Annotated in this window: 9 protein-coding genes; 6 read left to right on the top strand and 3 right to left on the bottom strand. The window is 44.3% G+C overall.

Translation table 11 applies throughout. The features are described 5' to 3' along the window. Window positions 1–4: 4 nt before the first annotated feature. From ACVBIO_RS10180 to ACVBIO_RS10170, 3 genes are all read left to right on the top strand, one after another. Window positions 5–1,426, top strand: coding sequence for a solute:sodium symporter family transporter (locus ACVBIO_RS10180; protein WP_447161505.1), 1,422 nt, complete (start codon window positions 5–7; stop codon window positions 1,424–1,426). Between the two features lie 341 nt (window positions 1,427–1,767). Continuing rightward, entirely contained in the window at window positions 1,768–2,922 is a 1,155-nt protein-coding gene (gene galK, locus ACVBIO_RS10175) for a galactokinase (protein ID WP_447161504.1), read from the top strand. A 24-nt stretch (window positions 2,923–2,946) separates the two neighbouring features. After that, on the top strand, window positions 2,947–3,987 hold the full coding sequence (locus ACVBIO_RS10170; RefSeq protein ID WP_447161503.1) for an aldose epimerase family protein: 1,041 nt from the start codon (window positions 2,947–2,949) through the stop codon (window positions 3,985–3,987). Window positions 3,988–4,043: 56 nt separating this feature from the next. Here the strand turns inward: ACVBIO_RS10170 and ACVBIO_RS10165 are convergent, their stop codons facing one another. Continuing rightward, complete coding sequence (locus tag ACVBIO_RS10165; protein ID WP_447161502.1) at window positions 4,044–4,460, bottom strand: hypothetical protein; 417 nt, start codon at window positions 4,458–4,460, stop codon at window positions 4,044–4,046. Window positions 4,461–5,007: 547 nt separating this feature from the next. Between ACVBIO_RS10165 and ACVBIO_RS10160 the strand changes: the two genes are divergently transcribed. After that, the gene (locus tag ACVBIO_RS10160) at window positions 5,008–5,739 is read left to right on the top strand and encodes a substrate-binding periplasmic protein (protein ID WP_447161501.1); all 732 of its coding nucleotides are present in this window, start codon (window positions 5,008–5,010) and stop codon (window positions 5,737–5,739) included. Between the two features lie 102 nt (window positions 5,740–5,841). On the opposite strand, the gene ACVBIO_RS10155 is transcribed toward ACVBIO_RS10160, so the two are convergent. Then, window positions 5,842–8,355, bottom strand: coding sequence for a S8 family serine peptidase (locus ACVBIO_RS10155; RefSeq protein WP_447161500.1), 2,514 nt, complete (start codon window positions 8,353–8,355; stop codon window positions 5,842–5,844). A gap of 450 nt (window positions 8,356–8,805) precedes the next feature. Between ACVBIO_RS10155 and ACVBIO_RS10150 the strand changes: the two genes are divergently transcribed. Further along, a complete protein-coding gene (locus ACVBIO_RS10150; RefSeq protein WP_447161499.1) occupies window positions 8,806–9,231 on the top strand; it encodes a curlin in 426 nt (141 codons plus the stop codon). 14 nt (window positions 9,232–9,245) lie between these two features. Next, window positions 9,246–10,757: a curlin gene (locus tag ACVBIO_RS10145; RefSeq protein ID WP_447172515.1), complete on the top strand. Its 1,512-nt coding sequence runs from the start codon at window positions 9,246–9,248 to the stop codon at window positions 10,755–10,757. Between the two features lie 107 nt (window positions 10,758–10,864). Here ACVBIO_RS10145 and ACVBIO_RS10140 read toward each other — a convergent pair whose 3' ends face one another. Continuing rightward, window positions 10,865–11,530 (bottom strand): response regulator transcription factor, encoded by a 666-nt coding sequence (locus ACVBIO_RS10140; RefSeq protein ID WP_447161497.1) that lies wholly within the window; start codon window positions 11,528–11,530, stop codon window positions 10,865–10,867. Window positions 11,531–11,807 lie beyond the last annotated feature (277 nt).

Genomic DNA, 11,807 nt, shown 5'->3' with positions numbered 1-11,807 from the left:
CATCATGGAACAGACTATTCAACTCGTTATATTTTTTGGCTTAACCGCCTTGGTAGGCTTAATCACCTACCTAAAGTGCCGAAATATCACTCGCGACACCAGTGATAGCAAAGACTATTTTCTTGCTGGCGGCGGCTTAAGCTGGGTTGTCGTGGCAGGCTCATTGATGATGACCAACATCAGTGCCGAGCAGATTGTGGGAATGAATGGGGCGCAAACCTTAATCGTTGCTTGGTGGGAGATTGCTGCAGCAGTGGGTCTGATAATCCTAGCTAAGTGGTTAATCCCTATCTATTACAAATACAACTGCACCACAACCACTGAGCTGCTTGAGCGCAAATATCAAGACAAAGGGATCCGTGCCATGGTGTCGGTGCTGTTTATGCTTGGCTACGCCTTCATCTTACTCCCTGTAGTACTGTATACCGGCTCACTATTTATGAAGTCAATGTTTGGCTTATCTATTTCAGTGACAGTGTTGGCCGTGATCTTTGCTGTAGTCGGCGCTATCTATGCCATTTTTGGTGGCCTAAGAGCCATCGCGATTTCAGATAGCCTCAATGGTATTGGCTTATTATTCATGGGGGTCGTGGTCTCTTATCTAGCGCTTAATGCCGTCAACTGGGATCTATCAGGGATCCCGATTGAACGCCTTACCTTGATTGGTGACGCCCAATCAGATATTCCCTGGCCCACTTTACTAACAGGCATGATCTTTATTCAGATCTTCTACTGGGGAACCAATATGGTTATCACCCAAAGAGCCTTGGCTGCAAAGTCAGTTGAAGAAGCGCAAAAAGGCCTTTATGCCGCAGTCGTCATGAAGCTTATCATTCCTATTATCGTGGTATTGCCCGGACTTGTTGCCTATAAGCTGTATGGTGATGTGGGTGATGTGGCCTACGGAAAATTAGTCGGTGACATCTTACCAAGTTGGATGTCTGGCGCATTTGCTGCGGTGATGGCGGGGGCAGTATTAAGCTCATTTAACTCATGCTTAAACTCAGCAGCTGCACTTTATACCTGTGATATTCATCAAAACTACATCAACCCGAATGCTGATGTGCGTAAGATTGGTACCCGTGTGGCATTAGTCTTCACCCTTATTTCATTATGCTTAGTTCCAGTATTTGCCCAGTCAGCCAGCATCATCTCACTACTACAGCAATTAAACGGCCTCTATTCTATGCCGGTATTGGCAGCCTTTATCTGCGCGCTTGCCTTTAAAGATGTCAATGCAAAAGCGATTAAGATAGGTCTGGTATTTGGTGTGTTGGTATATGCCGTGTTTACGTTTGTATGGAGCCCGCTGCACTTCATCCACATGATGGCGATCACTCTTGCCGCCACCATATTGGTGACCCTAGCACTGAGCAAGTTTGTTTTTGGGCCGCAAAGCCTAAATAGCCAATTGGTAACCGACTAAAGGTTAGCGGAAACGTAATGGCCCTGCGTAACCGTAGGGCATTAGGGGCCTTTGCCTGCTGAGTTTTTGTGCTATAAAAAAACTCAGTTACACAATCTACAAAGTCATGATATAAAACTAGAGATAGATATTGAGCAAGGCAATATGACACCAGTATAAAAACCTGACGTCACTAAAAAAACAGGCCTCATTGCCGCTCAATAAAATGTAACTCATTAAGATTAAATTTTAATGTATGCCGCTGTTATTAAATTGGTCACCAGAATCAAACTCAGCAAACTAAACAGTTTATTGCAATGTTTTGTACTGAACGTAAATATTAACATTCGGAAATTTTGATTATGTCCAATCCCGCTCAGCGAGCAAACAAACTGTTTGTGCAAACTTTTGGCACCCAAGCTGATGAGCTTTATTGTGCCCCTGGACGCGTTAACCTCATTGGTGAACATACCGACTATAACGATGGATTTGTGCTACCCGCCGCCATCAACTTTCATACCGCCATAGTAGTCAAGCGCCGTGATGACCTTCGCTTTCGCGCCGTATCTGACGCCTTTCCCGGTGAAATTGAAGAGTGGGTATTTGGTGAAGAAGGAGTGCCAGTTAAAAACCATTGGTCGAACTACTTAAAAGGTTTCACTGCCGCTATGGCCACCTCGGGTCTTGCACCCAAAGGGCTCGATCTAGCCGTTGTCAGTAATGTGCCAATGGGCGCAGGCCTGTCGTCTTCTGCTGCCCTTGAGGTTGCTTTTGGCACCGCGGTTAACGACTGTAGTCAAATCAAGCTCTCACCTCTTGCCATCGCTCAGTTAGCACAACGCGGCGAAAACCAATTTGTTGGCTGCGCCTGCGGTATCATGGATCAGATGATCAGCGCGCTAGGTGAGCAGGACCATGCACTGCTTATCGACTGCCTCGATTTAGACAGTGAGGCGGTCAGTATTCCTGACAGTTTAAGCTTGATTATTATCAACTCTAATGTTCAACGCGGCCTCGTCGATTCGGAGTATAACCTTCGACGTGAGCAGTGTGAGCAAGCTGCTGCCCACTTTGGTCTTGAATCACTACGAGATCTGGATTTAGCCAGCCTTGAAGCGGGTAAATCTGAATTAACTGAAGCTTGTTATAAACGCGCAAAGCACGTGATCACTGAAAATCGACGCACCCAAAATGCAGCATGGGCACTAGAGTCTGCTGACATAGCGAAGGTCAGCCGTTTAATGGCAGAGTCCCATGCATCAATGCGGGATGATTTTGAAATCACCACAACAGAAATCGATTACCTCGTTGAAATCATCGCTAATGTTATTGGTGAGCATGGCGGCGTTCGCATGACTGGCGGAGGCTTTGGCGGCTGTGTTGTCGCCTTGGTCGATCACGCGCTCACCGACGCTGTTGTAGAAATTGTTGAACAGAAATATGCTGAAAAAACAGGTTTAGAAGCCGATATTTATCTGTGCAACGCTTGCGATGGCGCCAAGCGTATCGACGACTAGCTTAACCATTAACAGGACCTAATTATGGTACGTATTCGCCCCCTCGAGCCTTGGACTGATCCACGTGGTGGACAAATTGAGCGACTGCTCATCGACAACGGTACTATCGCCATTGAGGTGTTAAGCCTAGGCGGGATAATTCGCTCTTTATGGGCACCAGATCGAGATGGCGAGCGTGCCAATTTAGTTTTAGGCTGTGATAGCGCCGAAGATTATCTAGCACAAAATGCCTATCTGGGTGCCGTTGCAGGGCGGTATGCAAACCGCATCGCTAACGGCCAATTTAGTATTGGTCACAACCTGTATCAACTCGATGTCAATCAAGAGACTAACTGCTTACACGGTGGCAGCGAGGGATTTCATAAAAAAAACTGGCAGCTAGGCCCTTTACCAGACGGTGTGCGTCTCAGTCTAAGAAGCCCTGATGGAGATATGGGATTTCCGGGAAACTGCAATGTGCAGTTAGATTATCGTCTTGTTGGCAACAATCTTTATATCGAAATCTTAGCCAACTCAGATAAACCCTGCCCCATCAGCTTGACTCAACACAGTTATTTCAACTTAGATGCCAGCGACTCAAGTCTAGCGCACCAACTGCAAATCGATGCCACTGAGTATCTCGAAATGAATAATGTAGGAGTGCCTAGTGGGATCTGCGAAACCCGTGGCAGCGGTTTAGACTTATCTGTACCGACTCAACTGCAGTCGCTGATTGGTCGTGAGGAGTTAACTGCAACATCAGGTTTAGATCATTGCTTTTTATTACCGCAAAGTGAGTCGACATTACAGCGGTTTGGTAGGCTGAGCTCAGCCTACAGCGGTCGAAGCTTGACCCTATATACCAATCAGCCAGGCGTGCAGGTTTACGGTGCTAACCATTTACAAGGCATTACAGGTAAAAATCAAAAGACACTAAAACAGTACCAAGGTGTGTGCTTGGAGCCTCAGCAGATCCCCGATGCACCAAACCAAGCGGATATTGCAGGTGATGCTGTCATAGCTGCTGGTGAGATTTATCATCATATTAGCCGCTATCAATTTGAAAATGATGTTGCAGCTAATTAGTCACTTCTAATTACATTAAGCAAAAAAAAACAGCGCTAGCGCTGTTTTTTCATTAATTAATCATCGTAATCGTCTGACCAGTCATCATCATAGTCATCGTCACCGCCTGCCGACTCTAGTTCAGGCTCATCATCATCGACTGGTGCAGCCTTTGCCTTTTTAGGTGCAGCAGCAGCCTTAGGATTATTAGCCTCTACCCAGCCTTGATGTTTAGCCATAAACTCTTCTCTTGCTGCAAACCAAGCGGCGCCATAAGTTTTATCAACTTCAGCTATCGCCTGCTCATCAAGCTCATGTAAGTTAGGCTTAACGATATCTTCTGCATACTCAATAATTGACTCTCGAGTCGCGTTATAGAAGTAAACACGTCCAGCAGAAGCATCAGGAAACTGTTTATCATGAATTAGAATGGTATTGCCACGAGCTGTTCTTAGTTCGCCGTACCATACTGGTTTTTTTGTCGTCTTATACATATATGTTAATGCCCTTAAATCAACACATACAAAAATCAATAAGAGGCAAATTGCGCTAACATTTACCTCCGTTTTCCCTGTATTTCGTCATCAGGGACAGAAGCGGTATTTTTACAGATTTTTGCCGAATATCAATAGTTGTAAATACAAAATATCACTCTCAAAGATGAAATAAATCACATAAATTATTCAGCTCTTATCGAATTTAGTTCAAAGCAGCGGTTATTCAAGTTTTTCGTTATCAATAAATTCAAAAAACTATGAACTAGGTTAAGAACCCTCACAACATCAACCGTTTAAACAACAATCATCGACAAATAACAACAAGCGACTTTTATGACATAAAACAGCTACCACTATAGTGTAAGTACAATATGACAAGAGCATGTCAACCCGCTCATAAAGGAGTACCGCCTAAAAGAGAAATACTATTTTTCCCGCCCCCAATGACAAGCTTAGACCACTAAATAAGCTAAATATCCCCCTTTATCGGCATACTTTTGATAGACTAGTCTCGCCTTATAGAGTGACTAACAATAGGATTGTTTTGAAGTGTAGATTACTAATCGTATTAGCCGTAAGCTTCTCCTCCCACGCAGACGAGATCATCGTTGCATCAGATATATGGTGCCCCTATATCTGCACTGATGATTCAGGTTATGTGGTCGAGTTAACCCAACAAGCCTTTGCCTCGGTGAATATCAACGTCAAGTTTGAGCTCATCCCCTTTCAGCGCGCATTGAAGCTTGCAAGTCAGCATAAGATTGATGCTGTGCTGGCTGTCACGAGTGAGCATGTGGCCGCTTTTGAACTTTATAATAATCACCTTGTTATTGGGCAATATACCAATGACTTCTTTACCCACAGCAATGACGACTGGCAATTTACTGATCTCCCTAGCCTAGATGATAAACACCTAGCCTCTATCTTAGGGTATGACTATGGCAACGCATTGAACCAATACCTTAAACAACACCCAACTCATTTTCGAACTTCAGGGGAAACCCCGCTAAAAACGAACCTTCACTTAGTGATCAAAAACCGCGTAGATGTCATATTAGGCAATCGCTATGTTATCGATTACTCAGCCAAACAAAACGGTTATAGCGACCTTATTCGCTTTGCGGGCAGCGAAGGAGAAGCTACTCCACTCTATGTAGGCTTTAGCCACAATGTGCAAGGCCTGCAATATGCTGAAAAATTTGCAGAAGGCGTTAAAAACTTAAAACGCTCTGGTGCCTATCAAGCCATTCTCGATAAATACCACGTTAACTTTTAAACCTATGTGCTTAAAGCTGTAGCCCTCAAAATACAGACATAAAAAAAGCGACCATAAGGTCGCTTCATATAACTAAATAACAGTATTACTCACTAAGTAAACTTAGAAAGCTGCTGTTATCACATCAGAACAAAGACTGCTTGATGCTTCACATACCTTGTATTCTACCGATGCTGCAGCACCAGAGAAACGGTCACGGTAACGGCCATCATTGCTTGTAGTTGCTATCGCATTGCCATCACGATAAATCACCACGTTATCACCTGATGCACCATCCCAAGTTAAGTCGACCAGTGCACTGCCACGACGTGATAGCTTAGCGCGTGCGACACCCGCTGTAATGCTATGCTCAAAGACCTCTACATTCATCGTCGCGGTATCACTATTACCTTCAGCATCTGTAACCGTCATAGATACAGTGTAAGTTCCAGCAGCCGCGTAACTATGAGCTGGGCTCATCTCTGTCGATACACCACCATCACCCAGATCCCAGCTATAACCAACAATATCATCGTTCACATCACTACTTGAGTTAGTAAAGGCAACATTGAGACCATCTACAGCATAGCTAAAGCCAGCGACAGGTGCAGCTGGAGCCGCCTCACCCACACCAGAGATAATCATCCCCCAGCTATTGAGTGTTCCCGTATCCGAACCAACATTGTCATCAACTGACAATGTCCAAGTACCGGTTGCCATTTCACCATTAAAGGCACTCAAGTCCCAGCTCTTAACGATATCGTCTGCACTGCCACCTTCACGGTTATGTAGCACAACTTCAGTGCCAGCTGGCGAAGTTAAGGTGACGGCGAGATCGCCGCTCCAAGTATGAGAGATATCCACATTAGCGTTAACACCAAATACCTGAACATCATCGGCAATCACGATAGTGCTAACAATACCTGCCGGATCATTATCAGGGATCGCTGCAGAATCAGTATTTGAGTAAGTAAAGTCCTGAATACCTTCAGGTAGCACTGTGAGTGAAACCGCTTTGCTCTTAACAATGCTGCCGTCATCACCCGAAACCGTTATGGTGTAATCTCCCCAAGCAGCTGCAGCATCAGTTGCAACATCAACAGTAAAGCTATCACCTGCCATTACGCTGCTACTCGATAACGTTACACCAGCAAGAGTTGGCGTAACATCGACAGTTAATGCCACTGTACCGTCCCACCCCGCGACACTGCCGACACTAAAGTCATAACGAGTTGAGCTACCGGCTTCTACAGTTTGTGAAGTTGGCGTTACCGTAAAGCGATAAGCAGGATCGGGATCGGCAAGATCAAGCGCGTTGGCTACGTTCAATCGCGTCCCCGCAACGGTCTTACCTGCAAGTGCAGTATTGGCATCACCAGAATCCATCAGCAACTGCTTCATCTCTAACGGTGTTAAGTCTGGATTAATAGACCATACTAGCGCTGCAGCACCTGTCATATGAGGTGTCGCCATTGATGTACCAGAGTATGTCGAGTACGTGTTGCCCGGTGTAGTTGAAAGAATAGCTGAACCCGGCGCCCCCATATCAACGCTGGTTAAGCCCCACTGAGAAAAGCTAGACATGTCATCATTTCGATCTGTGCTGGCAATCGACATAACCGCATCAGAATCATAACTTGATGGATAGTGCGGATTCGCATCATTATCGACCGCACTGTTACCCGCTGCAGCAAAGAACAAAATCCCAGCATCACCACCGGCATCGATAGAGTCTTTCAACGCTTGGCTAAAGCCACCGCCGCCCCAAGAGTTATTCGTCGCCTTAATTTCTACGCCATGATTTAACTTTAAATCTGTCATATAGTCGATACAAGCAATCGCATTAGCCGTAGAGCCTGAGCCACTCGAATCTAAGAACTGACAACCCACAATACTCACGTCCCAGTTAACACCTACAACGCCAACACCATTGTTACCCGACGCACCAATCGTCCCTGCTACGTGAGTACCATGCCCGTTGCCGTCCATAGGATCGCCACTGTTATTCACAGCGTTAAAACCATGAATATCATCGATTACACCGTTACCATCATCATCGATGCCGTTACCAGCAATTTCATTCGGGTTGGTCCACATATTTGCCTGTAGATCTGGGTGGTTATAATCAACACCGGTATCAATTACACCAACCACAATAGCGCTATCACCAGTGGTGACATCCCAAGCTTCTACTGCATCAATATCGGCATCAGCTACACCGCCATCTTGGCCCGTGTTATTCATGCCCCATAAAGACACAAAGTCTGGATCATCAGGCGTACCAATCGCCTTAATCACATAGTTAGGTTCTGCATATTTTACTGCAGGATGACGACTGATCATCTTGATCGCCTGCCCAACATCTGAACCTGGACGAAGTGATAATCTAGCCAGCTTACCCTCAAGCAAGTTAGCAAAACGGTCATCAACACCATCGGCATTAACATCACGCATAGAAGCCCTAACCAGACGTTGAGCCGACGCGCGCTCGCTCTGAGTGGCATTGTCTTTATAAACAACGATTAGCGAGTCTTTAATATATTCGTGTTGAGTTACTACTTTCGCCTGCACTGGAGCAGACGAAACCGCGATAATTCCAGCGATAGCAGAGGCTAACGGTGTCAGTTTCTTAAACATAAACAGGTTCCCTATTAATCCTTTAAATTTCCCGAACCGGTACCCCAAACACTCCATTATCCAGCCCATAACAACGCTTGGCTTGTTGAAAACAAAAGTGAACATCCGGCATTTTTAACCCATCAAATTGTTGCCACAGCGCCTCAGCATTTGAAAGAGCTTGCCGACCAATTAGGACTAAACTACTAATCCCATTGCATTATAAAAAGTGATCCAAAAACAGTTAAAAAAACCAAAACCTCTTAGCATTCAACAGTAAAAAGATAATCTATCGTCAGATTGGTAGAATTTTCATCTACTCAAATAAGTAGACCTTTTTCTTATTGCAGCAAAAAAACAACAGGGTAACTTGAGGAACTTATCTGGCGAGCAACTTCTAGTAAAGAGACCTCACCAGCAAGCACAAAGTGAAGTGTGCTTCACCTTGTAATCTTAATGAAGGAGCGTTAAGTGTCGGTTTTTAAAACAGTTGGAGTCATCCTTGCCCTCTCACTCTATTCAGCCTCTAGCCTTGGCAATGAATCAGAGTTAGTTGCCAATGAACTCCCCATAACACTGCAAACACTTCTCGAAAGTTCAGGGCGAGACAACATTATTAACCTTGTGCAAGTCGGCGTACTTAACCAAGCCAGTCTGAGCCAGTCTGGCGAGGGAAATATCACTGACTTAATCCAAGTTGGCAGTAGTAATCAAGCAGAAGTCATTCAATTTGGACAAGATAATGAAGTTGATCTTTTACAAGCTGGGACGGATAACCAAGCCTATATCACCCAGATTGGCAATGACAATTTAGTACAAATAAATCAGCTGGGAAGTGCCAGTTTTTCAATTGAACAGATTGCAGACGGTGCCGCAATCACAATTACTCAATATTAAGCAGGGAGCCTCTAATGAGATCGCAAACAACTAAAACTATGATTGCGCTAGCGATTACAGCAAGTTTAGGCCTAAGCAGCAATGCATTAGCCGATTCAGCAAACAGTGCCACAATTATTCAAACCACTATCGCATCGGGTGACGTTGTTGGTCAGGACGCTACCATTCGCCAAACCGGTGATCTACATATTGCTAGCGTTAAACAGACCGGTGATGACCAAGCAGCGACTGTCACACAAGATGGCGAGTGGATTGAGGCCTACGTTGAGTCAACGGGTGAAGGCAATGTGATTGATATTAATCAAACTGAAGATTGGCACATTACAGATGCAAACATTGAAGGTGACGGCAACGAAGTGAATGTCAATCAATCAGGCTTTTTTAGCCAAATTGATATTGATGTGACGGGTAATAGCAACATGGTTGATGTCATGCAGACTGGTGAGCAAAACGAAGCTGTTGTTGAACTCGTGGGGGCTGAAAACACGAGCTATGTTGAGCAAGATGGTAACGGTAACTTTGCCACGTTCCGTGTTGAAGGTAACGGCAACGACGGTGATATCACTCAGTACGGCGACAACAACGTTGCAGGTATGGTATCACTGGATATTAGCGCCAATGTTGGTGACAACAACGACGTTGAGGTTTACCAAGAAGGCAATGATAACCTAGGTGCAGTTAAAGGCGTTGAGGGCGATAACAATAATTTTGTTGTCTCTCAAGCAGGCGATAGCAACACAGGTTTTGTATATGCGCTGGCCGGTTCTGATAATGAAATTGAAATTGAACAAGTTGGTACCAGTAACACGGCTTACTTAGCCTTTACCGCTGGTGACGACAATGACATCGAGATTGAGCAAGATGGTAGCTCGAACACCATTGGCGATACATTAGTTGCCGAAATTCAAGGTGGTGATAATACGATTCGTATTGAGCAAGATGGTGATAATAATGGCGCTGAGTTTCAAGTATTTGGTGACGAAAACAGTGTGAATCTAGATCAAGAAGGCAATGGTAACTTTGCGACATTCGCTCAGTATGGTGACGACAATGATATCTCAATCATATCTGACGGTGACGCCAATACTGCAGTAGCCTTCACTGAACTCGACGATAACAGCATCGAAATCGCTCAAGAAGGTAATGAGAACTTCGGTTATGCCGACGTACTAGGCTTCGGTAATGATGTTGATATCGAGCAAGATGGCAACCAAAATGAAGCCCTTGTTACAGTCGTCGGTTTTGATAACACTGAAGTAGAAATGACGCAAGAAGGTGATCTTAACCTGATTGACCTCATTATTGTAGGCGATGAAAATATCGCGACTATCTATCAAACAGGCAATGGCAACTGGGTTGGCGCTGAAGATGACGGTGGCTTTATGGTTGAAGGCGTAGAAAACACGCTGACTATTGCCCAAACTGGTAACGATAACCTCGTAATGGGTTCTCAGTCAGGTTCTGGTAACGCTATTTCAGTTACGCAAACTGGTGACTTTAATACAGCAACGGTAATGCAAAACTAAAATATAACTTCAAAGTGAGATCAAAAAAGGGAGCTTAGGCTCCCTTTCTTTTTATATATTACTTCAGTGTTAATTTAAGCCAGAAGTAACATTCCACTATCTAAGCATTAAGAGCAGAGTTCGAATTGGCTTTGGTAGGTTTGCGCCCAACGTAATAACTCAACCCTATTGCGTGACTGAGTCTTTCTAAAAATCGATGAAATATGTGCCTTAACCGTATGCTCACTAATGCAAAGCTGATGAGCAATCTCTTTATTACGTGCTCCACTTGATACGAGCTGAATAATGGTTCTTTCACGCCCAGTTAGCATTTGTAGCATTACCACCGTGTCTTGCAAAGATTCAGAGCCACTATCTAAACGCTTAACTAAGTGATTAAACATTTCACTGAGTAATTTTCTGTCGTACCACAGCTCATTGGCGACCATTTTGCGCAAGCCAGTTAATAGTAGATCCATTCCCTGATCCGCATACAACAAGCCCTTAATTCCCAACAGCATTGCAGCTTTAGGATCTAATGAGTCGCGCTCAACTTGGTATAAAGCGATGGGATACTGAGATACGAGCCTAGCAGCAACTAAAGGGATCCCTTTACTATCAAGGGCTGTACCTTTTTGAGCAACAAGATAGAAGCGATTACATTCTTTAGCCACCACAAGATCTGACGGCTTTTTGATTACTCTGGTTTTTAAACCAATCGATTCGGCTAAAATAGCCAAGTGACAGGGCGATGCGACCTGATGAATAAATACTAACTCATCGATTTTACTCATTGAATTCTCTCCGTGAATTTGCCAGTTCCCTGCACTATAGACAGTCAGTAAAGTAGACCCCTAACATGACCAACCCCTATATCAGCAACAAGATTGCAACATTAATACCGCACAACGAAATAAATAGCCACAAAAACAGGTACGCACAAGCATTTAGCCTGTAAATAAAATCATACACGGAAGATTAAACTGAATATTGGATATTAAATATGAAATATGAAATATGAAATATGAAATATTGATAGGCAAGATGAGCAAGAAAAATGTTTTCTTGCTC

This window comes from Shewanella sp. 0m-8, from assembly GCF_052977265.1.
Note: the sequence above shows the minus strand (reverse complement) of the source record. Positions and strands in the feature narration are given on the sequence as shown.

What these genes read in the sequence shown, in the direction of transcription:
- ACVBIO_RS10180 (WP_447161505.1), top strand. Translation starts at nt 5, where the DNA reads ATGGAACAGACTATTCAACTCGTTATATTTTTTGGCTTAACCGCCTTG.
- galK (WP_447161504.1), top strand. Translation starts at nt 1,768, where the DNA reads ATGTCCAATCCCGCTCAGCGAGCAAACAAACTGTTTGTGCAAACTTTT.
- ACVBIO_RS10170 (WP_447161503.1), top strand. Translation starts at nt 2,947, where the DNA reads ATGGTACGTATTCGCCCCCTCGAGCCTTGGACTGATCCACGTGGTGGA.
- ACVBIO_RS10165 (WP_447161502.1), bottom strand. Translation starts at nt 4,460, where the DNA reads ATGTATAAGACGACAAAAAAACCAGTATGGTACGGCGAACTAAGAACA.
- ACVBIO_RS10155 (WP_447161500.1), bottom strand. Translation starts at nt 8,355, where the DNA reads ATGTTTAAGAAACTGACACCGTTAGCCTCTGCTATCGCTGGAATTATC.
- ACVBIO_RS10145 (WP_447172515.1), top strand. Translation starts at nt 9,246, where the DNA reads ATGAGATCGCAAACAACTAAAACTATGATTGCGCTAGCGATTACAGCA.
- ACVBIO_RS10140 (WP_447161497.1), bottom strand. Translation starts at nt 11,530, where the DNA reads ATGAGTAAAATCGATGAGTTAGTATTTATTCATCAGGTCGCATCGCCC.